Raw genomic sequence first — 22,394 nt, 5'->3', positions numbered from 1 at the left:
CCGCATGGGCGCCACGACGCCGTCCGTGGTCGTTCTCGACTACGGCTCCGGCAACCTGCGCTCGGCCGTGCGCGCGATGGAGCGCGCCGGGGCCGACGTCACCTTGACCTCCGACCTCGACGCCGCGCAGGAGGCCGACGGCCTGCTCGTGCCGGGTGTCGGCGCCTACGAGGCGTGCATGCGCGGGCTCCGCGCGATCCGCGGCGAGCGGATCATCGCGCGACGGCTCTCCGGAGGCCGCCCCGTGCTCGGCATCTGCGTGGGCATGCAGGTGCTGTTCGAGCGCGGCATCGAGCACGGCGTCGAGACCGAGGGGTGCGGCGAGTGGCCCGGGCTCGTCGAGCGCCTGCAGGCGCCGATCGTGCCGCACATGGGCTGGAACACCGTCGACGTCGCCGAGGGCACGCGCCTGTTCGACGGCATCGAGTCCGAGCGCTTCTACTTCGTGCACTCCTACGGCGTGCGCGAGTGGACCCTCGTCACCAACGACCGCACGCCGCCCAGCCACCAGCCGCTGGTGACCTGGGCCGAGCACGGCGGCGACCGCTTCGTCGCCGCCGTGGAGAACGGACCGCTCTGCGCCACGCAGTTCCACCCGGAGAAGTCGGGGGATGCGGGCGCACAACTGCTGAGGAACTGGGTGAAGTCACTGTGAGCGCCTACCTGGAGCTGCTGCCGGCCGTCGACATCAAGGGGGGCCAGGCCGTCCAGCTGGTGCAGGGCGTCGACGGGTCCGAGAAGCGCTTCGGCGACCCCGTCGAGGCCGCCCTCCGCTGGCAGGAGGCCGGCGCCGAGTGGCTCCACCTCGTCGACCTCGACGCCGCCTTCGGGCACGGCCAGAACCGCGAGCTGCAGGCCGAGATCGTCGGCCGGCTCGACATCTCGGTCGAGATGAGCGGCGGTATCCGCGACGACGAGTCGCTCGAGGCTGCCATGGCCACCGGCTGCCGCCGCGTCAACATCGGCACCGCGGCCCTGGAGCAGCCCGAGTGGTGCGCCAAGGCCATCGCCACCTACGGCGACCGCGTGGCCGTCGGCCTCGACGTCCGCGGTCGCACGCTCGCGGCCCGCGGCTGGACGAAGGAGGGCGGCGACCTCTACGAGACCCTCGCCCGTCTCGACGCCGAGGGCTGCGCACGCTACGTCGTCACCGACGTCAACAAGGACGGCATGCTGCAGGGCCCGAACCTCCAGCTGCTGCAGGACGTCTGCGCCGCCACGGACCGCCCGGTCGTGGCCTCCGGCGGCGTCACGACCCTCGACGACATCCGGGCCCTCATGAAGCTGGTGCCGATCGGCGTCGAGGGCGCCATCGCCGGCACCGCGCTCTACACCGGCCAGTTCACCCTCGAGGACGCTCTGGCGCTCACCAAGGGCGGTCTCGTATGACGCTCGCGGTGCGGGTCATCCCGTGCCTCGACGTCGACGCCGGTCGCGTCGTCAAGGGCGTCAACTTCCAGGAGCTGCGCGACGCCGGCGACCCCGTCGAGCTCGCTCGCCTCTACGACGCCGAGGGTGCCGACGAGCTGACCTTCCTCGACATCTCCGCCTCCCACGAGGGGCGCGCCACCACCATGGAGATCGTCTCGGCCACCGCCGAGCAGGTGTTCATCCCGCTCACCGTCGGCGGCGGCATCGCCTCCGTCGAGGACGTCGACCGCCTGCTGCGTGCGGGCGCCGACAAGATCGCGGTCAACACCGCGGCACTGCGCCGGCCCGAGCTGATCGCCGAGATCGCCGACCGCTTCGGCAACCAGGTGCTCGTGCTCTCGGTGGATGCTCGCCGCGTGCCGGAGGGAGCCGAGGCGCCGGGTGACTCCGGCTTCGAGGTGACCACCCACGGCGGTCGGCAGGCCGCCGGGGTCGACGCCGTGGAGTGGGCCGTGCGCGCCGCCGAGCTCGGTGCGGGGGAGATCCTGCTCAACGCCATGGACGCCGACGGCACCACCGACGGTTTCGACCTCGAGATCATCCGTCGCGTGCGTGCGGAGGTCGCGATCCCCGTGATCGCCTCCGGAGGCGCCGGAGCGCTCGAGCACTTCGCACCGGCGGTGGAGGCGGGGGCCGACGCGGTGCTCGCCGCCACCGTGTTCCACTTCGGCACCCTGCGCATCGGCGAGGTCAAGCAGACGCTGGCCGGCGCCGGTCTGCCCGTGCGCTGAGGCAAGCAGATCCCGCGACGGCGCGCGCCGCTCGGGCAGGATGACCCGCGTGAGCTACCAGCCGTACCGACCCCCCGGTGACGATGAGGGCCGTCCCGGACTCCCGCCCCTGCGTCGCGGCTACGAGGACTGGACCCGCGAGACCGGTGGCGTGTGGCGGGTGATCGTGGAGTACGCCAACAACGGCCAGGCCAAGCCGCCCACGGTGGTCAAGGTCGGGCAGCGCTCCTTCCTCCACTTCGACGAGGCGCTCGCCTCGGCCCACCTCACCGCTTTCGAGTACAACCCTCCGGACCCGTGGTCGCTGCAGTCGCGCGAGGTCTACCGCGACGGTCCGCACTCCTATCTCGTCGTCCTGCAGGGCGCGACCTCGACCTTCCACATGAGCGTGCGCGCGGTGCGGGTCGTGACCGCCTGACCCGCCTGACCCGTCTGAGCCGCTGACCCGCCGGGGGCGGCCGTCGGAATAGAGACCCCGGTGGCAGGGTTGGTGGAAGGCCCGGCCGCCCACCGCTGCCGGGCGTTCCGTTCACCGGCGAGGGGGAGACAGGCGTGACGACCGCGGAGCAGCAGGCGCCGGCGGCGGCCATCGGGACGACGTCCGCGGGCTTCCGGGTGCTGGGGGTGGCGATCCGCCGCGAGCCGTGGATCTTCACGCTCTCCACCGTCGGCAGCGTCCTCTTCGGCGCGCTGACCGTCGCCGACGCGTGGGTGCTCGGCTGGGCCACCGACCACGTCGTCCTCCCCGCCTTCCGCGACGGCGAGATCGGCGCGGGCCTGCTGTGGGCGGTGCTCGGGCTCTTCGTCGGGGTCGCCATCCTGCGCGCGGTCGGCATCGTCGCGCGGCGCCTCGGCGCCGGCATCATGCAGTACCGCATGCAGGCGCACAGCCGCCGCGCCGTGACGCGGCAGTACCTCCGCCTCCCGCTCTCCTGGCACCAGCGCCACCCGACCGGCGAACTGCTGTCGAACGCCAACTCCGACGTGGAGGCGGCCTGGGGCCCGATCGCTCCGCTGCCGATGGCGGTCGGCACGGTGGCGATGATGGTCATCGCGGTGGTGCAGATGCTGCTCACGGACCTCGCGCTGGCGGCCGTCGGGCTGCTCCTCTTCCCGATCGTGATCGCCGTCAACGTCGTCTACCAGCGCCGCGCGCAGGGCTGGGCCACGCGCGCGCAGCAGCTTCGCGCCGAGCTCTCCGAGATCGCCCACGAGTCCTTCGACGGCGCGCTCGTGATCAAGACCCTGGGGCGCGAGCCGGAGGAGACCGCCCGGTTCCGCGCCACCGCCGAGGCCCTGCGCGAGGCCAACATCCGTGTCGGCCGGATCCGCGCGGCCTTCGACCCCACCCTCGCGGCGCTGCCGAACCTGGCCGTACTCGTCGTGCTGGTGCTCGGGGTGCACCGCGTGGTGAGCGGAGCCAGCGTGGCCGGCGACGTCGTCACCGTCACCTACCTGCTCACCGTCGTGTCCTTCCCGATCCGCTCGATCGGCTGGCTGCTCGGCGACTTCCCCCGCAGCGTCGTGGGCTTCGAGCGGGTCACCGCGGTGCTCGGGGCCACCGGCGAGATGCCCTACGGCGACGCCCCGGCGCCCACCGGCTCCGGCGGCGCACGCCTCGAGGTCGACGACCTCGCCTTCGCCCACACCCCCGACCGCCCGCTCCTGCGCGGCGTCAGCTTCGACGTCGAGCCCGGACGACGCGTGGCCGTCGTCGGCGCCACGGCCTCGGGCAAGAGCACGCTGACCACGCTGCTCTCGCGTCTCGTGGACGCCGACCGCGGCGCCGTGCGCCTCGACGGCGTCGATCTGCGCGACCTGGCGCCGGGCGCGCTGGCCGAGGTGATGGCGGTCGTGCCGCAGACGCCGTTCCTGTTCGACGACACCGTGCGCGGCAACGTCGCGCTCGGTGCGGCGGTGGACGACGCCGACGTGTGGGAGGCGCTGCGCGTGGCGCAGGCCGACGGCTTCGTGGCCGCCCTGCCCGACGGTCTCGACACCCGCCTGGGAGAGCGCGGAACCTCGCTCTCGGGCGGTCAGCGCCAGCGGCTCTCGCTCGCGCGGGCCATCGTGCGGCGCCCGAGGGTGCTGGTGCTCGACGACGCCACCTCGGCGGTCGACCCCGAGGTGGAGAGCCGCATCCTCGCCGCGCTCGGAGCCCAGGACACCACGCTCGTGGTGGTGGCCTACCGGAAGGCGACGATCGGCCTGGTCGACGAGGTGCTCTTCCTGGCCGACGGCGAGATCGTCGACCGCGGCACGCACGACGACCTCGTGGCCCGCAACGAGGCCTACGCCCGACTGGTCAACGCCTACGAGGAGGTGCCGGCGTGAGCACCGCGCTGCACACGGGCGAGGAGCTCGGGGCGATCGCCACCATCCGGCGCGGCATCACGCACTCGCCGGAGCTGAAGGAGGGCATCGGCGTGACGCTGCTGCTCGCCGTCCTCGCCTCGGTGGGGCAGGTCGTGGTGCCCGTCGCGGTGCAGCAGACCATCGACCGCGGCCTGCGCGGGCCCGATGGACCGGACGTGTCGTTCACGACGTGGTTGGCGCTGGCGGCCGCGGCGGCCATCGTGGTCACGAGCTGGGCCTCCTACGCGATGACGGCGCGACTGTTCTCTACTGCCGAGCGCGGTCTGGCCACGCTGCGGGTCAAGGCGTTCCGGCACGTGCACGACCTGCCGCTGCTGACCCAGAACACCGAGCGGCGCGGTGCGCTCGTCTCGCGCGTCACCAGCGACGTCGACCAGGTCAGCCAGTTCCTGGTGTTCGGCGGGCTGCTGTTCGTCGTCAGCGTGGGGCAGATCGTCATCGCCACGGTCGTGATGGTGGTCTACAGCTGGCAGCTCGCCCTGGTGGTCTGGCTGTGCTTCGCTCCGCTGTTCCTCAGCCTGCGCTTCTTCCAGCGCAAGCTCGCCACGGCCTACGGCGTGGTCCGCAGCCAGGTGGGCGTGATGCTCTCGGCCGTCTCCGAGCCGGTCGTCGGCGCCGGCGTGGTCAAGTCGTTCGCGATCGAGGCGCGCACCCAGGAGCGCATCGACACCGCCATCGACCGCTACCAGGCCGCGAGCACCCGCGCGCAGGGCTTCACCGCGTTCTCGTTCAGCCTCGGCGGCCTCTCGGCCGGGCTGGCGAACGCCGGGGTGCTGATCGTGGGCATCTGGCTCGGCCAGGGCTTCGCCTGGGGCGAGGGCATCACGGCCGGCGAGGTGCTCGCCTTCGCCTTCCTCGTCACCCTGTTCGTCGGGCCCGTCCAGATGGGCACCCAGATCCTCACCGACGCGCAGAACGCCGTCGCGGGTTGGCGGCGGGTGATCGGCATCCTCGACACCCCGGCCGACCTCGTCGACCCCGGCGCCGACGGCCGCACGCTCCCCGTAGGCGCGATCGACGTCCGCTTCGACGGCGTCTCGTTCGCCTATCCGGGTGGCCCGGAGGTGCTCTCGGGCATCGACCTCGTCGTGCCGCCGGGGCAGCGGGTCGCCGTGGTCGGCGAGACCGGCTCGGGCAAGTCGACCGTCGCGAAGCTGCTCACCCGGCTCATGGACCCCAGCAGCGGTCGGGTGCTGCTCGACGGCATCGACCTGCGCGAGATCGACGAGGCCTCGCTGCGCCGCAGCGTCGTGCTCGTCCCGCAGGAGGGCTTCCTCTTCGACGACACCCTCGCCGCCAACCTGCGCTACGGGCGCATCGACGCCGACGAGCAGGAGATCCGCGCCGCCGCGGCCGAGATCGGCCTCGGCGACTGGCTCGACGGGCTGCCCGACGGGACCGCCACCCGCGTGGGGCAGCGCGGCGAGTCGCTGTCGGCAGGGGAGCGCCAGCTGGTCGCCCTGCTGCGCGCGCAGCTCGCCGACCCCGACCTCCTGGTGCTCGACGAGGCCACCAGCGCGGTGGACCCCCAGTTGGAGACCCGCATCGCCCGCGCGCTCGAGCGGTTGATGAGCGGGCGCACCTCGGTGACCATCGCGCACCGGTTGTCGACCGCCGAAGCCGCCGACGTCGTGGTCGTCGTCGATCGTGGCCGGATCGTGCAGCACGGGCCGCACACCGAGCTCGTCGCGCAGCCCGGCACGCCCTACGCCCGCCTGCACGCCTCGTGGGTCGCCCAGCAGGCCGGCTGAACCCGCTCCGCCCGACCGGCGCACCGATGCGGCCCCCACCCGCGCGGGTGGTGCCGCCTGAGAGGATGGAACCCGTGACCTCGCTCGCTCCCGACATCGCCGAACGGCTCAAGCGCACGCCCGACGGGCTCGTGCCCGCGATCGTGCAGCAGCACGACACCGGCGAGGTGCTGATGCTCGCGTGGATGGACGACGAGGCGCTGCACCGCACGCTCAGCAGCGGGCGGGCCACGTACTGGAGCCGCTCGCGCGGCGAGTACTGGGTCAAGGGCGAGACCTCCGGCAACCCCCAGCACGTGCACGAGGTCCGCCTCGACTGCGACGGCGACACGCTGCTGGTGAAGGTCGACCAGGTCGGCGTGGCGTGCCACACCGGTGCGCGCACCTGCTTCGACGCGGACCGGCTCGATGGCTGAGGCGCCGACCACCGGCCCCGGCAGCGGACCCGGCGAGCCGAGCTCGGGCCCCGCGGTCGCCGAGCATCGTGGGCGCGGGCTGTTCGGCCCGACGGTGCTCCTCGGACTCGCCGCCAGCGGCGGCGCGGCCGTCGGCGGCCACCGACCGATGCTGGCGGTGCCGGCCGAGACCGTCACGGCGGCGGGCGGCCTGGCCACGGCGCTCGCCGATCGATCGGCCGAGTTCCCCCTGGCCGGAGCGCTCGCGCTGGTGTCGCTCGCGTGCTGGGGCGCGCTGCTCGTCACCCGCGGGGTGGTGCGGCGTCTGGTCGCCGGCCTGGCCGCTCTCGCCTGCTCCGGGATCCTGCTCGTGCTCGTGGTCGGCGGCCTCGTGCAGGACGACTCCGCCGCCGCGGACCTGGCCACCCAGCTCGCACTCAACCCCGCGGCCATCTCGGTCGAGCGCACCGGCTGGTACTGGGTGACGTTGGTCTCCGCGGTGCCGGCGCTGCTGGCTGCGGTCGTCGCGGTGCGGCTGCTGCCGTCGTGGCCCGAGATGGGCACCCGCTACGACTCGCCCACCGGCGCCCCCGCCTCGCCGGGTGCCCGCACCCCCGTCGGCGAGGATGACGGCGAGCGCAGCAACCTCGACCTCTGGAAGTCGCTGGACGAGGGGCGAGACCCCACGGCCGAGGAACCCCCGGCGTCCTCCTAGAATGGTCGCGGCAGCGCAGCGCTGCCGTCCCGGACCCCGGGTCGGATCGAGCAGTCACGAGGAGCACCCATGGCCGACAACCACGGCAACACCCCGGCAGCCTGGACGGGCGTCCTGGTCTCCCTGCTCGGTTTCGCGGTGGGCTCGGCAGGAGTGATGCTCTCGCCGCTGAACTACGTGCTGCTCTGGGTGGGCATCGCGCTGATCATCGCCGGCGGCGTCGCCTTCGTGGTGATGGACAAGCTGGGCCTGCACACCTCGGGCCACTCCTCGGGCCACTGACGCGCCGCATCGTCGGGGTGCCGCACACCCGCGGCGACGCGAAAGCCCCTCTCCTGCCGCAGCAGGAGAGGGGCTTCGTCGTCTGGTGCGCCGGTGCCCGCCGCCCAGGTCCGATCAGGGCGACGTCGAGGAGCCGGCCGCGATGATCGCCAGGATGCCGTAGCCGATGATGCCCACCACGCAGAGCGCGGTGGCCACGATGCCGCAGATGCGCCCGGCGTTGACCTGGCCGCGGTTGGTGTAGGCGGCGGGGTTGGCGTCGATCTCGCGGATGGCCTTGTTGCCCATCACCCACGCGGCGATGCCGAGAGGACCGCAGCACACGATGCCGAGGATGCCGAAGATCAGGATCTGCGTGCCCTTCGGGTGCTCCTGCGCGAACCCGCCGCCGTAGCCGCCGCCGCCGTAGCCGCCGCCGCCGTAGCCGCCGCCGCCGTAGCCGCCGCCGCCGTAACCGCCGTCACCGCCCTTGCCGGGGTCGCCGGGGCCGCCGCCGTAGCCACCCGGGGGCGGGGGCGGGGGAGTGCCGTAGTTCGGGGGTTCGTTGTAGCTCACGTGGGTTCCTCCTGGCTGCGTGAAGGGTCCTCGACGTCGCTGACGGCCACGGCCGAGGTCCGGGCGGTGTGTGGCACCCTAACGGCCGCGTGGGACGATGGACACCGGGACCCGCGGGCCCGGGGCGTCCGAGTGCTGGCGCCGCGCCCGCCGACGGGTCCGTGAACGGATCGGTCGGGAGATCGGTGGCCGGACGGCCCTGGGGCCGCACGGAGGACGAGCGCGAGGAGGGACGCACGCCATGGCAGTGCAGGAGACGGTGCTCGACTCGATCGTGGCCGGAGTGCTGGAGGACCTCGCCCCGCGCCGCGCAGCGGCGCCGGAGGCCGAGTTGCGCGCGGTGCTCGCCGACGTGCCCGCTCCGCTCGACCCGATGCCGCACTTCCGCGGCGCCGGCTCGAGCGTCATCGCCGAGGTCAAGCGGCGCAGCCCCAGCAAGGGCGATCTCGCCGACATCCCGGATCCCGCGGCCCTGGCGGCCGAGTACGCAGCCGGCGGCGCGGGTGCGATCAGCGTGCTCACCGAGCAGCGGCGCTTCGGAGGATCTCTCGACGACCTCCGAGCGGTGCGTGCAGCGGTCGACGTGCCGGTGCTGCGCAAGGACTTCATCGTCACCGAGTACCAGCTGCTCGAGGCTCGCGCGGCCGGCGCCGATCTCGCCCTGCTCATCGTGGCCTCCCTGCCCGGCGACCTGCTCGACCGTCTCCACGACGCAGCCCGTGAGCTCGGACTCACCGTGCTGGTGGAGGTGCACGACGAGGAGGAGACCGAGCGCGCGGTCGCCCTGGGCGCGGAGCTGATCGGGGTCAACGCCCGCAATCTCAAGACCCTCCACGTCGACCCCGACACCTTCGGACGGCTGGCGCCCCTCGTGCCGGCCGACCGGGTGCTGGTCGCCGAGTCCGGCATCAGCGGACCGGGCGACGTGGAGCGGTACGTCGGCGAGGGCGCACGCGTCGTCCTCGTGGGCGAGGCACTGGTGAAGGACGGCGCTCCGCGCGAGGCGGTCGCCGCGATGACGGGAATCGAACGATGACTACCTTCGAAGCCGACACCCTCGGCTGGTTCGGCGGCACCGGCAGCTTCGGCGGCCGCTTCATGCCCGAGGCCCTGATCGCCGCCCTCGACGAGCTCGACCTCGCCTGGCAGGAGGCGATGGCCGACCCCGCGTTCACCGGTGAGTTCGACCGCCTGCTGCGCGAGTACGCCGGCGTGCCGAGCGCGCTCTACGAGGCGCACCGCCTCTCCGAGCACGCCGGGGCCCGCATCCTGCTCAAGCGCGAGGACCTCAACCACACCGGCGCGCACAAGATCCGCAACGTGCTCGGTCAGGCGCTGCTCACCAAGCGGATGTGCAAGACCCGCGTCATCGCCGAGACGGGTGCCGGCCAGCACGGCGTGGCCTCGGCCACCGCCGCCGCCTACCTCGGCCTCGACTGCACGGTCTACATGGGCGAGGTCGACACCGAGCGCCAGGCCCTCAACGTCGCGCGCATGCAGCTGCTCGGCGCCGAGGTTGTGCCCGTCACCAGCGGGTCGCGCACCCTGAAGGACGCCATCAACGAGGCCCTGCGCGACTGGGTCGCCAGCGTCGACCACACCGCCTACCTCTTCGGCACCGCCGCCGGGCCGCACCCGTTCCCGAGCCTGGTGCTGTCGTTCGTGCGCGGCATCGGCGACGAGGCCCGGCGCCAGTGCCTCGAGCTCACCGGCGGGCTGCCCGACGCCGTCACGGCGTGCGTGGGCGGGGGTTCCAACGCGATCGGCCTGTTCGCCGGCTTCCTCGACGACCCCGAGGTCGCGGTCTACGGCTTCGAGGCCGGCGGCTCGGGCGTGGAGTCCGGCAAGCACGCCGCCACCATCTTCGCCGGCACCGTCGGCGTCCTGCACGGTGCGCGCACCTTCGTCCTGCAGGACGACGACGGCCAGACCGTCGAGTCGCACTCGATCTCCGCCGGGCTCGACTACCCGGGCGTGGGCCCCCAGCACGCGGCGCTGGCCGCCGGCGGCCGCGCGACCTACCTGCCGGTCACCGACGACGAGGCGATGGAGGCGATGTCGCTCCTGGCCCGCACCGAGGGCATCATCCCGGCGATCGAGACCGCGCACGCCATCGCGGGCACGCTGAAGGTCGTTCGGGAGCGCCCCGGCCAGACCCTCCTGGTCAACCTCTCCGGTCGCGGCGACAAGGACATGGGCACCGCCCTGGAGTACTTCGGGCTCGGCACCGCCGGACGCGGGGGGCACGCGTGAGCGCCCGCAGCGTCACGGCGGCCTTCGAGAAGGCCCGCAGCGAGGGCCGGGTGCCGCTCGTCGGCTACCTGCCCGCCGGTTTCCCCGACGTCGAGGGCAGCATCGAGGCCCTCACCGTCATGGCTGAGGCCGGCTGCGACGTGATCGAGGTCGGGCTGCCCTACACCGACCCGGTGATGGACGGTCCCGTCATCCAGGCGGCCGCGCAGCAGGCCCTGGAGGCGGGCGTGCGCACCGACGACGTCTTCCGCGTCGTCGAGGCGGTCGCCGCCACGGGCACCCCGACGCTCGTGATGACCTACTGGAACCCCGTCGAGCGCTACGGAGTCGAGCGCTTCGCCGAGCGGCTCGCCGACGCCGGGGGAGCGGGACTCATCACCCCCGACCTCACACCGGACTTCGCGCCCGAGTGGAGCGAGGCGGCCGATCGCCACGGCCTCGACAAGGTCTTCCTCGTGGCGCCGTCGTCCACCGACGAGCGCATCGCGCTGACCACGGCCGCCTCGCGCGGCTTCGTCTACGCCACCGCCGTCATGGGGGTCACGGGCGGGACGCCGGTCGGCGACCTCGCCCAGCCCCTCGTGCAGCGCGCCCAGGCCGCCACCGACCTCCCGGTCTGCGTCGGCGTCGGGGTGAGCACCCGCGAGCAGGCGGCCTCCGTGGCCGGCTACGCCGACGGCGTCATCGTCGGCTCGGCGTTCGTGCGGGTGCTGCTCGACCACGCCGACGACCGGTCGGCCGCCCTCACGGCGCTGCGCGGGCTGACCGAGGACCTCGCGGCCGGGGTGCGCGAAGCAGCCGCCGCCGTCCCCGCGCAGTAGCCTCACCGGAGCACGACCCGTGCCCCCGCGTCGCCGAGCCACCTGAAGGAACGCCCCGTGAGCCTGCACCTGATCGCCGCCTCGATCCCGAGTCCGAGCAACGGGGTGTGGCACCTCGGCCCGTTCCCGATCCGCGGTTACGCGCTGTGCATCATCCTCGGCATCGTGGTCGCCGTCTGGATCGGCGAGCGGCGCTGGCAGGCGCGCGGCGGTCGCCTCGGCGAAGTGCAGGACGTCGCGCTCTGGGCCGTGCCGTTCGGCATCGTCGGTGCCCGCGCCTACCACGTCGCCACCGACTGGGAGAAGTACTTCGGCGCCGGCGGCAAGCCGATCGAGGTCTTCTACGTCTGGCACGGCGGCCTCGGCATCTGGGGCGGGGTCGCGCTCGGCGCGGTCGGCGCATGGGTGGGGGCCCGCCGCAAGGGCATCCGCCTGGCCCCGCTGCTCGACGCCCTGGCGCCCGGCGTCCTCGTGGGCCAGGCGATCGGGCGCTGGGGCAACTGGTTCAACCAGGAGCTCTACGGCCGACCCACCGACCTGCCGTGGAAGCTCGAGATCGACCGCGACCACTTCAGCGGCGAGTACGTGCGATCGCTGGTCGCCGCCGGCAAGCCGATCCCCGACGTCGCCTACTTCCACCCCACCTACCTCTACGAGTTCCTCTGGAACCTGGCCGCCTTCGCCGTCGTGATCTGGCTCGACCGGCGCTTCCGCCTGGGCCACGGTCGCGTGGTCGCCGTCTACGTGATGGCCTACACCCTGGGGCGCGGCTGGATCGAGGACCTCCGCATCGACGACGTCCAGCTGAACAACGTGCTCGGGCTGCGCTTCAACGTGTGGACCTCGATCGTCCTCTTCGTCGCGGCCGCGGCCTACCTGCTGTGGTCGCTCCGTGCCCGGCCCGGACGCGAGACCGAGGTGTACCTCCCCGGTCGCGGGCCGGTCGAGAGCACCCCCGCGGGCGAGGCCGACGGGGCACCTGGCGAACCGGCCGACATCGTTTCCGGCGGTGAGGTCGATGGCGGTACTGAGCCGCCTCAGCAGGACGAAGGGTCCTGAGGGGCCGTGCACCGACACCGCGTCAGGCGGTTCTTCAAGAGGCTGGCGCGAGGCGTGTCTCACGTCCACGTTCCGCTCCTCAAGACGCGGTGCTCCGCAACACAGTGGTAACCTGAGCATTCCGCCGCGTGGGCCAATGCTGTCCCCTGCGCCCCACCTTCTGGTGGCCCCGGGTCTCGGTCTCCGTGCCGAAGCCGGCCAGCCCCAGACGTAGTCGACGGGAGAACCCTGGTGCCCTACCCGCACATGTTCCCGCCGCCGGAGGGTCTCTACGACCCGCGTCACGAGCACGACGCCTGCGGCGTCGCCTTCGTCGCGACGCTGACCGGTGAGGCCAGCCACGACATCGTGGTGAAGGCCCTGACGGCCCTTCGCAACCTGGACCACCGCGGCGCTGCCGGCGCGGAACCCAACTCCGGCGACGGCGCCGGCATCCTGATGCAGGTGCCCGACGCCTTCTTGCGCGAGGTCGCCGCCGACGCCGGCGTGTCCCTCCCTGGCGCCGGCACCTACGCGGTCGGCACCGCGTTCCTGCCCGGTGACGCCGAGCAGGTCGCCAAGACCCGCGGGCGCATCGAGGAGATCGCCGCCGAGGAGGGCCTCACCGTCCTCGGGTGGCGCGAGGTGCCGGTCGAGCCGGCGATCCTCGGCACCATGGCGCGCAGCGTCATGCCGACCTTCACCCAGCTCTTCGTCACCGCCGCCGGTCCGGCCGGCGACCAGATGCAGCTCGAGCGCCTCGCCTTCTGCCTGCGCAAGCGCGCCGAGCGCGAGACCGAGGTCTACTTCCCGTCGCTCTCGTCGCGCACGCTCGCCTACAAGGGCATGCTCACGACCGACCAGCTCGACCACTTCTATCCCGACCTGCGCGACGAGCGCATGGCCTCGGCGATCGGCGTCGTCCACTCGCGCTTCTCCACCAACACCTTCCCGAGCTGGCCGCTGTCGCACCCGTTCCGCTTCATCGCGCACAACGGCGAGATCAACACCGTGATGGGCAACCGCAACTGGATGCGCGCCCGCGAGGCCCTGCTGGCCTCCGAGGCCATCCCGGGCGACCTCGAGCGGCTCTTCCCGATCTGCACCCCCGGTGCCTCGGACTCCGCCTCCTTCGACGAGGTGCTCGAGCTGCTCCACCTCGGCGGTCGCAGCCTGCCCCACGCGGTGCTGATGATGATCCCCGAGGCGTGGGAGAACCACACCGAGATGGACGAGAAGCGGCGCGACTTCTACCGCTTCCACTCCGCGATGATGGAGCCGTGGGACGGCCCCGCCTGCGTGGTCTTCACCGACGGCACGCAGATCGGCGCGGTGCTCGACCGCAACGGCCTGCGCCCCTCGCGCTTCTGGGTCACCGACGACGGTCTCGTCGTCCTCGCCTCCGAGGTGGGCGTGCTCGACCTCGACCCCGCCACGATCGTGCGCAAGGGCCGGCTGCAGCCGGGTCGCATGTTCCTCGTCGACACCGAGGAGCACCGCATCGTCGAGGACGACGAGGTCAAGGAGCAGCTCGCAGCCGAGCACCCCTACGGCGAGTGGCTGCACGGCGGCCTGATCCACCTCGACGACATCCCCGAGCGCGAGCACATCGTGCACACCCACGCCTCGGTCACGCGGCGCCAGCAGATCTTCGGCTACACCGAGGAGGAGCTGCGCGTCATCCTCACCCCGATGGCCAACACCGGGGGAGAGGCGCTCGGCTCGATGGGCACCGACACCCCCATCGCGGCGCTCTCGGACAAGCCGCGGCTGATCTTCGACTACTTCAGCCAGCTCTTCGCGCAGGTCACCAACCCGCCGCTGGACGCCATCCGCGAGGAGCTCGTCACCTCGCTCAACGGCTCGATCGGCCCCGAGGCCAACCTGCTGGAGCCGAGCCCGGCGTCGTGTCGCCAGATCGTGCTGCCCTTCCCGGTCATCTCCAACGACGACCTGGCCAAGATCCGCCACATCAACCGCGACGGCGACCACCCCGGGTTCGTCACCCACGTGGCGCGCGGCCTGTACGACGTCCACGGCGGCGGCGAGGCGATGGCCACGCGCATCGAGGAGATCTGCACCGAGGTCTCGGCCGCCATCGCCGACGGCGCGCGCATCATCGTGCTGTCCGACCGGCACTCCACCGCCGACCTCGCCCCGATCCCGTCGCTGCTGCTCACCGGCGCGGTGCACCACCACCTGGTGCGCGAGAAGACCCGCACGCAGGTGGGTCTGCTCGTCGAGGCGGGCGACGTCCGCGAGGTGCACCACGTGGCGCTCCTCGTCGGCTACGGCGCGGCCGCGGTCAACCCCTACCTGGCGATGGAGACCGTGGAGGACCTCGCTCGCGAGGGCCACTACGTGTCCACCGAGCCCGAGCAGGCCGTCAAGAACCTCATCAAGGCGCTCGGCAAGGGCGTGGTGAAGGTGATGTCGAAGATCGGCGTCAGCACCGTCGCCTCCTACACCGGTGCGCAGATCTTCGAGTGCATCGGCCTGTCGCAGACGGTGGTCGACAAGTACTTCACGGGCACCACCTCCAAGCTCGGCGGCGTCGAGCTCGATGTCCTCGCCGAGGAGGTCGCCGCCCGCCACGCCAAGGCCTACCCGCCGGCCGGCATCGCGCCCGCGCACCGCGAGCTCGAGATCGGCGGCGAGTACCAGTGGCGTCGCGAGGGCGAGCCGCACCTGTTCAACCCCGAGACGGTCTTCCGGCTCCAGCACTCCACCCGCACCGGTCGCTACGACATCTTCAAGCAGTACACGAAGGCCGTCGACGACCAGTCCGAGAAGCTGATGACCCTGCGCGGTCTGTTCCGCTTCAAGGACCCCGCGGCCCTGGGGCGCACGCCGGTGCCGATCGAGGAGGTCGAGTCGGTCAGCTCGATCGTCAAGCGCTTCTCCACCGGCGCGATGTCGTACGGCTCCATCTCGAACGAGGCCCACGAGACCCTCGCGATCGCGATGAACAAGCTGGGCGGCAAGTCCAACACCGGTGAGGGCGGCGAGGACGCCGAGCGCCTCTACGACCCGGTGCGCCGCAGCTCGATCAAGCAGGTCGCCTCGGGACGCTTCGGCGTCACCTCGGAGTACCTCACCAACGCCGACGACATCCAGATCAAGATGGCGCAGGGCGCGAAGCCCGGCGAGGGCGGTCAGCTGCCGGGCAACAAGGTCTACCCGTGGGTGGCCAAGACCCGGCACAGCACGCCCGGCGTGGGCCTCATCAGCCCGCCGCCCCACCACGACATCTACTCGATCGAGGATCTCGCCCAGCTGATCCACGACCTGAAGAACGCCAACCCCGAGGCCCGCGTCCACGTGAAGCTGGTCTCCGAGGTCGGTGTCGGCACGGTCGCGGCCGGTGTGTCGAAGGCCCACGCGGACGTCGTCCTCATCTCGGGTCACGACGGCGGCACGGGTGCCTCGCCGCTCACCTCCCTCAAGCACGCGGGCGGCCCGTGGGAGCTCGGCCTCGCCGAGGCCCAGCAGACGCTGCTGCTCAACGGCCTGCGCGACCGCATCGTCGTGCAGACCGACGGCCAGCTGAAGACCGGTCGCGACGTCGTGATCGCCGCCCTGCTCGGTGCCGAGGAGTTCGGCTTCGCCACCGCGCCGCTCGTGGTGTCGGGCTGCATCCTCATGCGGGTCTGCCACCTCGACACGTGCCCGGTGGGCGTCGCCACGCAGAACCCGGTGCTGCGCCAGCGCTTCAGCGGCAAGGCCGAGTACGTCGTGAACTTCTTCGAGTTCATCGCCGAGGAGGTGCGCGAGCTGCTCGCCGAGCTCGGTTTCCGCAGCATCGACGAGGCCATCGGCCACGTCGAGGCGCTCGACGTCGCCGACGCGGTCGACCACTGGAAGGCCCGCGGTCTGGACCTCGCGCCGATCCTGCACAAGGTCGACGTCGCCTCGACGCACTTCCCCGACCAGGACCTCCGCAACACCGGCACGCAGGACCACGGTCTCGAGCGCTCGCTCGACGTGACCGAGATCCTCCCGCTGGCGCGGCCGGCGATCGAGTCGGGCGAGCCGGTGCGCGCCCAGCTGCAGATCCGCAACGTCCACCGCACGGTCGGCACGATCCTCGGCCACGAGGTCACCAAGAAGTACGGCGGCGCGGGTCTGCCCGAGGGCACGATCGACCTCACCTTCACCGGTTCGGCGGGTCAGTCGCTCGGCGCGTTCGTGCCGCGCGGCATCACGCTGCGCCTCGAGGGCGACGCCAACGACTACGTGGGCAAGGGCCTCTCCGGCGGTCGGATCGTGATCCGGCCCGACCGTTCGGCACCGTTCAAGGCCAACGAGCACATCATCGCGGGCAACACGATCGCCTACGGCGCGACCTCGGGTGAGATCTTCATCCGCGGGGGCGTCGGCGAGCGCTGCTGCGTACGCAACTCGGGTGCCACGGTGGTCACCGAAGGTGTGGGCGACCACGGCTGCGAGTACATGACCGGCGGGCGGGTCGTCGTCCTCGGCAAGACCGGGCGGAACTTCGCGGCCGGCATGTCGGGTGGCATCGCCTGGGTCCTCGACCTCAAGGAGTTCCGTGTGAACCCCGAGCTGGTCGACCTGCGTCCCGTGAGCGCCGAGTACGCCGAGGAGCTCCAGCGCATCGTGCGCTCGCACTTCGAGGAGACCGGCTCCGAGGTCGCCGAGGCGCTGCTGGCCGACTGGGAGGCCGCACTGCCGCGGTTCACCGAGGTCATGCCGCGCGACTACGCGAAGGTCCTGGCGGTGCAGGCCGAGGCCGAGGCCGAGGGCCTCGACGCCGACGCCGCCGCCAACAAGGTGATGGAGGTGCTGCATGGCTGACCCGAAGGGCTTCTTGAAGGCCGGGCGTGAAGTGGCCGGACGTCGTCCGGTCGAGGAGCGCGTGAAGGACTGGAACGAGGTCTACCCCGACGGTGTCGGGCGCGCGCTCCTGCCGATCATCAACACCCAGGCGAGCCGCTGCATGGACTGCGGCATCCCGTTCTGCCACCAGGGTTGTCCGCTGGGCAACATCATCCCGGAGTGGAACGACCTGGGGTACCGCGACGACTGGGACGGCGCGATCGAGCGCCTGCACGCGACCAACAACTTCCCGGAGTTCACCGGTCGCCTCTGCCCCGCCCCGTGCGAGACCGCCTGCGTGCTCGGCATCAACGCCGACCCGGTGACCATCAAGAACGTCGAGGTCTCGATCATCGACCGCGCCTGGGAGTCGGGCAACGTGCGGCCGCAGCCGCCGGAGTGGCTCTCGGGCAAGACCGTGGCCGTCATCGGCTCAGGCCCCGCGGGCCTCGCGGTCGCCCAGCAGCTCACCCGGGCCGGTCACACCGTGGCCGTCTACGAGCGGGCCGACAAGCCCGGTGGTCTGCTGCGCTACGGCATCCCCGAGTTCAAGATGGAGAAGAAGCACCTCGACCGGCGTCTGGAGCAGATGCGCCGCGAGGGCACCGTCTTCCGCTCGGGCGTCGAGGTCGGCGCGGGCACCCTGACCGGCGACGCCCTGCGCGACCGCTACGACGCCGTCGTCCTCGCGACGGGCTCGACGGTGGCGCGTGACCTACCGGTGCCCGGGCGCGAGCTCGCCGGCATCCACCAGGCCATGGAGTTCCTCCCACAGGCCAACCGTGTGGCGCTGGGCGAGACCGTGGAGGGTCAGATCCGCGCCGACGGCAAGCACGTGGTGATCATCGGCGGCGGCGACACCGGTGCCGACTGCCTCGGCACCTCGATCCGCCAGGGCGCGGCCTCGATCACGCAGCTCGAGATCATGCCGCAGCCCACGGACGAGCGTCCCGGCAACCAGCCGTGGCCCACGTACCCGATGCTGTTCCGCGTCTCCTCGGCCCACGAGGAGGGCGGCGACCGGATGTACTCGGTCTCCACCAAGGAGTTCCTGGGCGACGACGACGGCAACGTGCGCGCACTCAAGCTCGTCGACGTGCAGTTCAAGGAGGGCCGCCTGGTCGAGATCGAGGGCTCCGAGCGCGAGATCCCGGCCGACCTCGTGCTGTTCGCGATGGGCTTCGTCGGCCCCGAGCGTCCGGGCCTGGTCGAGCAGCTCGGCGTCGAGCTCGACGAGCGCGGCAACATCAAGCGTGCGAACAACTACGCCACCAGCGTGGACGGCGTCTTCGTGGCCGGCGACGCCGGTCGCGGTCAGTCGCTCATCGTCTGGGCGATCGCCGAGGGCCGTGCTGCAGCAGCCGCTGTCGACACCTACCTCAGCGGCAGCACCCAGCTGCCGGCGCCGATCCCGCCGACGGCGCGCCCGCTCGTGGTGTGAGCGCGGTCGGCTGAGGCGCCGAGGGCGTCGGACGACTGGAGAACCGAGCCGGTGGGTCCCGTGAAAGCGGGACCCACCGGCCTTTTTCACGTTCCAAGGCGCCCGCTAGGGTGAGGCACGTGCGGAGAGCCAAGATCGTGTGCACCCTGGGTCCGGCCACCAGCTCCGAGCGGCGCATCCGCGAACTGGTCTATGCGGGCATGGACGTCGCCCGGCTCAACATGAGCCACGGCAGCCACGAGCAGCACGCCGAGGCCTACCGGCTCGTGCGCGCGGCCTCGGACGCCTCCGGTCGCGGAGTCGGCATCCTGGCCGACCTGCAGGGCCCCAAGATCCGTCTCGAGACCTTCCCCGACGGCTTCGCGGTGCTCAAGCGCGGCCAGCGCTGGACCATCACCACCCGCGACGTGCCTGGCGACGGCGAGATCTGCGGCACCACCTACAAGGGGCTGCCCGGTGACGTCTCGGTGGGCGACCCCATCCTCATCGACGACGGCAAGATCCGGCTGCGCGTCGCCGACGTCACCGACACCGACGTCGTCACCGAGGTGCTCACCGGCGGTCGCGTCAGCGACCACAAGGGCATCAACCTCCCGGGCGTGGCCGTCTCGGTTCCGGCGCTCTCGGAGAAGGACAAGACCGACCTCCGCTTCGCCCTACGTCTCGGTGTCGACTTCATCGCGCTGAGCTTCGTGCGCAACGCCGCGGACGCCGAGGACGTGCGCGTGATCATGCGCGAGGAGGGGGTGATGCTCCCCATCATCGCCAAGATCGAGAAGCCGCAGGCCATCGAGAACCTCGACGAGGTCGTGGCGGCGTTCGACGCGTTCATGGTCGCCCGCGGCGACCTCGGCGTGGAGTGCCCGCTGGAGGAGGTCCCCTTCCTGCAGAAGAAGGTCATCTTCGCCGCGCGTCGCAACGCCAAGCCGGTGATCGTGGCCACGCAGATGCTGGAGTCGATGGTCGCCAACCCGGCGCCGACGCGCGCCGAGGCGAGCGATGTGGCCAACGCCGTCCTCGACGGGGCGGACGCGGTGATGCTCTCGGGCGAGACGAGCGTGGGGGAGCACCCCATCCACGTGGTCGAGACGATGGCTCGCATCGTGAAGGCCACCGAGGACCACGCCCTCGAGGACGACAACTTCTCCCGCTTCGGTCGTATCGAGTGGGACCCCCACACCCGCTCCGGCGTCATCACGAAGGCGGCGGAGGAGGTCGCGCAGCGGGTCGGTGCCAAGTACGTCGTCGCCTTCACCCAGTCGGGCGACTCGGCCAAGCGCCTCGCGCGCCTGCGCAGCCCCATCCCCGTGCTGGCCTTCACCCCCGAGGCCCGGGTGCGCTCGCAGCTGGCCGCCACCTGGGGTGTCGAGGCGTTCAAGACGCTGCCCGTGGAGCACACCGACGAGATGGTGCGCCAGGTCGACGAGGAGTTGCTGCGCATCGGTCGCGTGCAGGAGGGCGACCTGGTCGTCATCGTCGCGGGGAGCCCTCCGGGCATCGCCGGTTCGACCAACGCGCTGCGCGTGCACCGCATGGGCGACGCGATCAACGAGGTCGCTCCCGCCTACCGACGCTCCTGAGGGAGCGGATCGACTCGGTGCCCCGGGTGGGATTCGAACCCACACTGGATGGTGTTTGAGACCACTGCCTCTGCCGTTGGGCTACCGGGGCGGCAAGGTCACACCGTAGCCGAGACGGTTCGTGCGCTCGGCGGCGGTCGGGCCGATAGCCTTGCGCCGTGACCCAGAGCGTGCCGAGCCCCCAGTCGACCCCGCGCACCGTCGTCATCGCCGAGGACGAGACCCTCATCCGCATGGACCTCGCCGAGATGCTCGTCGAGGAGGGCTACGACGTCGTCGGTCAGGCCGGCGACGGCCAGAAGGCGATCGAGCTGGCCGAGGAGCTGCGGCCGGACCTCGTCATCCTCGACGTGAAGATGCCGGTGCTCGACGGCATCGCGGCCGCCGAGGCCATCGCCGGACGACGCATCGCTCCCGTCGTGATGCTCACCGCCTTCTCCCAGCGCGACCTCGTCGAGCGCGCCCGGGAAGCCGGCGCGATGTCCTATCTCGTCAAGCCGTTCAGCCAGGGTGACCTCGTGCCCGCCATCGAGATGGCGGTGAGCCGCTTCGCCGAGATCACCCAGCTCGAGAGCGAGGTCACCGACCTCAAGGAGCGTCTCGAGACCCGCAAGGCCGTCGACCGAGCCAAGGGCATCCTGCAGGAGCAGCTGGGCCTCACCGAGGCCGACGCCTTCCGGTGGATCCAGAAGACCGCGATGGACCTGCGCCTGTCGATGCGACAGGTCGCCGAGGGCGTCGTCACCCACGGCGTGCCGGGCACCACGTCGTCCTGACGGCGCCGCTGGCGGGGCGCGCGGCGCAGAAATTGCGGTCGGTACCCGCTCCCAGGTAACAGATTCGTCAGGATTTGTGACCTGGAGCACCGAGTTACTGCCGAGACGGCTGTTACCGGTGTAGGTTCCCGCGGCAGGACACCACCTCCTGCGTGCGCACGAACGCCGCGGGAACGACGAAGGAAGCGGGATTCCCCTTGAGGCTTAACAAGGTAGTTGGAATCAGTGCAGTCGCTCTGACGATGAGCCTTTCCCTCACCGCATGCGGCTCGGACGACAGCGACGGCGGCGACGGCGGCAGCTCCGCCGACAGCGGCTTCTGCGGCAAGAACCTGGCCTTCCTCGGCGCCCTCACCGGCGACGCCGGCGCGCTCGGCCAGAACATGGTCAACGGCATCGAGCTGGCGCTGAAGGAGTACAACGCCGACAACGCCGACTGCAAGATCAGCCTGAAGAAGTTCGACTCGCAGGGCAGCCCGGACAACGCGCCGGCGCTCGCGACCCAGATCATCAACGACGACACCATCTTCGGCCTCGTCGGCCCGGGCTTCTCGGGTGAGTCGCTGGCCACCGGCAAGACCTTCTTCGAGGCCGGTCTGCCCTCGATCTCCCCCTCGGCCACCAACGTGACCATCACCGACCAGGGCTGGTCGACCTGGCACCGTGTCATCGGCAACGACGACGCGCAGGGCAAGGCCGACGCCAAGTACCTCACCGAGACCGCGGGCGCCAAGAAGGTCTTCGTCGTCCACGACGGCCAGGACTACTCCAAGGGCCTCGCCGGTACCGTCGAGGAGGCTCTGGGCAGCGCCGTCGTCGACACCGACACCATCTCCGTGGGCCAGACCGACATGTCGGCCGTGGTCACCAAGGTCAAGGCCTCGGGTGCCGACGCCTTCTTCTACGGTGGCTACTACACCGAGGCCGGCCTGCTGGCCAAGGCCCTGCGTCAGGGTGGCTTCACCGGCACCTTCATGTCGGGCGACGGCTCGCAGGACCCCGCTTTCGTCGAGGTCGCCGGTGCGGACGCCGCCGAGGGCGCCGTCCTCTCCGCGCCCGCCGGCCCGGCTCCGGCCGACTTCGAGGCCACCGGTCTCTACGCCACCCAGGCCTACGACGCCTCGAACATCTTCCTCGCCGCGGTCAAGGACGGTGTCAAGGACGCCCAGGAGCTCAACGAGTTCATCGGCAAGTATGACGAGGACGGCGTCTCCGGCCCGATCGCCTTCGACGACAAGGGTGACATCAAGGAGTCGAAGATCTACGCCTACTTCGTCAAGGGCGGCAAGCTCGACGTCGACAACCCCGAGGCCATCGAGTGACCTCGGTCTCCACGTCGTGAGACAGACCGTGGCCGGGGGCGGATCCGCCCCCGGCCACGGCCGACCGTGAGCCAGATCCAGTCACGCG

At 71.7% G+C, this 22,394-nt stretch carries 19 protein-coding genes and 1 tRNA gene; 18 read left to right on the top strand and 2 right to left on the bottom strand.

Annotated features, from left to right (window positions below):
- The first annotated feature begins 4 nt into the window (after positions 1–4).
- The 9 genes from hisH (at position 5) to ACERUN_RS00060 (ending at position 7,681) form a co-directional block, all read left to right on the top strand.
- Positions 5–655 carry an imidazole glycerol phosphate synthase subunit HisH gene (gene hisH / locus ACERUN_RS00100; protein WP_370287500.1) on the top strand — a complete coding sequence of 217 codons (651 nt, stop codon included), beginning with the start codon at positions 5–7 and terminating at the stop codon, positions 653–655.
- Positions 652–1,389 carry a bifunctional 1-(5-phosphoribosyl)-5-((5-phosphoribosylamino)methylideneamino)imidazole-4-carboxamide isomerase/phosphoribosylanthranilate isomerase PriA gene (gene priA / locus ACERUN_RS00095; protein ID WP_370287499.1) on the top strand — a complete coding sequence of 246 codons (738 nt, stop codon included), beginning with the start codon at positions 652–654 and terminating at the stop codon, positions 1,387–1,389. Before hisH ends, priA begins: the two co-directional genes overlap by 4 nt.
- Positions 1,386–2,162 carry an imidazole glycerol phosphate synthase subunit HisF gene (gene hisF, locus ACERUN_RS00090; protein ID WP_370287498.1) on the top strand — a complete coding sequence of 259 codons (777 nt, stop codon included), beginning with the start codon at positions 1,386–1,388 and terminating at the stop codon, positions 2,160–2,162. The genes priA and hisF overlap by 4 nt, the downstream gene beginning before the upstream one ends.
- A 49-nt stretch (positions 2,163–2,211) precedes the next feature.
- Positions 2,212–2,580, top strand: a complete 369-nt coding sequence (locus ACERUN_RS00085) for a hypothetical protein (protein ID WP_370287497.1) — start codon at positions 2,212–2,214, stop codon at positions 2,578–2,580.
- 134 nt (positions 2,581–2,714) lie between these two features.
- A complete protein-coding gene (locus ACERUN_RS00080) occupies positions 2,715–4,496 on the top strand; it encodes an ABC transporter ATP-binding protein (protein WP_370287496.1) in 1,782 nt (593 codons plus the stop codon).
- The gene (locus ACERUN_RS00075; RefSeq protein ID WP_370287495.1) at positions 4,493–6,289 is read left to right on the top strand and encodes an ABC transporter ATP-binding protein; all 1,797 of its coding nucleotides are present in this window, start codon (positions 4,493–4,495) and stop codon (positions 6,287–6,289) included. The genes ACERUN_RS00080 and ACERUN_RS00075 overlap by 4 nt, the downstream gene beginning before the upstream one ends.
- 65 nt (positions 6,290–6,354) lie before the next feature.
- Positions 6,355–6,705: a phosphoribosyl-AMP cyclohydrolase gene (gene hisI, locus ACERUN_RS00070; RefSeq protein WP_370287494.1), complete on the top strand. Its 351-nt coding sequence runs from the start codon at positions 6,355–6,357 to the stop codon at positions 6,703–6,705.
- Positions 6,698–7,399: a Trp biosynthesis-associated membrane protein gene (locus ACERUN_RS00065; RefSeq protein ID WP_370287493.1), complete on the top strand. Its 702-nt coding sequence runs from the start codon at positions 6,698–6,700 to the stop codon at positions 7,397–7,399. Before hisI ends, ACERUN_RS00065 begins: the two co-directional genes overlap by 8 nt.
- Before the next feature lie 69 nt (positions 7,400–7,468).
- Entirely contained in the window at positions 7,469–7,681 is a 213-nt protein-coding gene (locus ACERUN_RS00060; RefSeq protein WP_370287492.1) for an HGxxPAAW family protein, read from the top strand.
- Between the two features lie 114 nt (positions 7,682–7,795).
- Here the strand turns inward: ACERUN_RS00060 and ACERUN_RS00055 are convergent, their stop codons facing one another.
- Positions 7,796–8,236 carry a hypothetical protein gene (locus ACERUN_RS00055; RefSeq protein ID WP_370287491.1) on the bottom strand — a complete coding sequence of 147 codons (441 nt, stop codon included), beginning with the start codon at positions 8,234–8,236 and terminating at the stop codon, positions 7,796–7,798.
- 241 nt (positions 8,237–8,477) lie between these two features.
- Here ACERUN_RS00055 and trpC point away from each other — a divergent pair, with 241 nt between their 5' ends.
- From trpC to pyk, 7 genes are all read left to right on the top strand, one after another.
- On the top strand, positions 8,478–9,272 hold the full coding sequence (gene trpC, locus ACERUN_RS00050; protein ID WP_370287490.1) for an indole-3-glycerol phosphate synthase TrpC: 795 nt from the start codon (positions 8,478–8,480) through the stop codon (positions 9,270–9,272).
- Entirely contained in the window at positions 9,269–10,489 is a 1,221-nt protein-coding gene (gene trpB / locus ACERUN_RS00045) for a tryptophan synthase subunit beta (protein ID WP_370287489.1), read from the top strand. Before trpC ends, trpB begins: the two co-directional genes overlap by 4 nt.
- Positions 10,486–11,310 carry a tryptophan synthase subunit alpha gene (gene trpA, locus ACERUN_RS00040; RefSeq protein ID WP_370287488.1) on the top strand — a complete coding sequence of 275 codons (825 nt, stop codon included), beginning with the start codon at positions 10,486–10,488 and terminating at the stop codon, positions 11,308–11,310. Before trpB ends, trpA begins: the two co-directional genes overlap by 4 nt.
- Positions 11,311–11,367: 57 nt before the next feature.
- Complete coding sequence (lgt, locus tag ACERUN_RS00035; protein WP_370287487.1) at positions 11,368–12,369, top strand: prolipoprotein diacylglyceryl transferase; 1,002 nt, start codon at positions 11,368–11,370, stop codon at positions 12,367–12,369.
- A 246-nt stretch (positions 12,370–12,615) separates the two neighbouring features.
- A complete protein-coding gene (gltB, locus tag ACERUN_RS00030) occupies positions 12,616–17,166 on the top strand; it encodes a glutamate synthase large subunit (RefSeq protein ID WP_370287651.1) in 4,551 nt (1,516 codons plus the stop codon).
- Positions 17,159–18,628, top strand: coding sequence for a glutamate synthase subunit beta (locus ACERUN_RS00025; RefSeq protein WP_370287486.1), 1,470 nt, complete (start codon positions 17,159–17,161; stop codon positions 18,626–18,628). Before gltB ends, ACERUN_RS00025 begins: the two co-directional genes overlap by 8 nt.
- 119 nt (positions 18,629–18,747) lie before the next feature.
- Positions 18,748–20,208, top strand: coding sequence for a pyruvate kinase (gene pyk / locus ACERUN_RS00020; RefSeq protein ID WP_370287485.1), 1,461 nt, complete (start codon positions 18,748–18,750; stop codon positions 20,206–20,208).
- An 18-nt stretch (positions 20,209–20,226) separates the two neighbouring features.
- On the opposite strand, the gene ACERUN_RS00015 is transcribed toward pyk, so the two are convergent.
- Positions 20,227–20,299 (bottom strand) — tRNA-Leu (locus tag ACERUN_RS00015).
- Between the two features lie 67 nt (positions 20,300–20,366).
- On the opposite strand from ACERUN_RS00015, the gene ACERUN_RS00010 reads away from it, so the two are divergent.
- Positions 20,367–20,984, top strand: a complete 618-nt coding sequence (locus ACERUN_RS00010) for an ANTAR domain-containing response regulator (protein ID WP_370287484.1) — start codon at positions 20,367–20,369, stop codon at positions 20,982–20,984.
- A gap of 242 nt (positions 20,985–21,226) precedes the next feature.
- The gene (locus ACERUN_RS00005) at positions 21,227–22,306 is read left to right on the top strand and encodes a branched-chain amino acid ABC transporter substrate-binding protein (RefSeq protein ID WP_370287483.1); all 1,080 of its coding nucleotides are present in this window, start codon (positions 21,227–21,229) and stop codon (positions 22,304–22,306) included.
- Positions 22,307–22,394 lie beyond the last annotated feature (88 nt).

This window comes from Nocardioides sp. (assembly GCF_964229035.1).
GTDB lineage: Bacteria > Actinomycetota > Actinomycetes > Propionibacteriales > Nocardioidaceae > Nocardioides.
The sequence above is the reverse complement of the archived record's forward strand: the minus strand, read 5'-3'. Positions and strand labels throughout refer to the sequence as shown.

Excerpts from the sequence above, each read along its gene's own strand:
- trpB (WP_370287489.1), top strand. The coding sequence starts at position 9,269 with ATGACTACCTTCGAAGCCGACACCCTCGGCTGGTTCGGCGGCACCGGC.
- trpC (WP_370287490.1), top strand. The coding sequence starts at position 8,478 with ATGGCAGTGCAGGAGACGGTGCTCGACTCGATCGTGGCCGGAGTGCTG.
- ACERUN_RS00005 (WP_370287483.1), top strand. The coding sequence starts at position 21,227 with ATGAGCCTTTCCCTCACCGCATGCGGCTCGGACGACAGCGACGGCGGC.
- ACERUN_RS00025 (WP_370287486.1), top strand. The coding sequence starts at position 17,159 with ATGGCTGACCCGAAGGGCTTCTTGAAGGCCGGGCGTGAAGTGGCCGGA.
- ACERUN_RS00060 (WP_370287492.1), top strand. The coding sequence starts at position 7,469 with ATGGCCGACAACCACGGCAACACCCCGGCAGCCTGGACGGGCGTCCTG.
- gltB (WP_370287651.1), top strand. The coding sequence starts at position 12,616 with ATGTTCCCGCCGCCGGAGGGTCTCTACGACCCGCGTCACGAGCACGAC.
- ACERUN_RS00065 (WP_370287493.1), top strand. The coding sequence starts at position 6,698 with ATGGCTGAGGCGCCGACCACCGGCCCCGGCAGCGGACCCGGCGAGCCG.
- hisH (WP_370287500.1), top strand. The coding sequence starts at position 5 with ATGGGCGCCACGACGCCGTCCGTGGTCGTTCTCGACTACGGCTCCGGC.
- hisI (WP_370287494.1), top strand. The coding sequence starts at position 6,355 with ATGGAACCCGTGACCTCGCTCGCTCCCGACATCGCCGAACGGCTCAAG.
- hisF (WP_370287498.1), top strand. The coding sequence starts at position 1,386 with ATGACGCTCGCGGTGCGGGTCATCCCGTGCCTCGACGTCGACGCCGGT.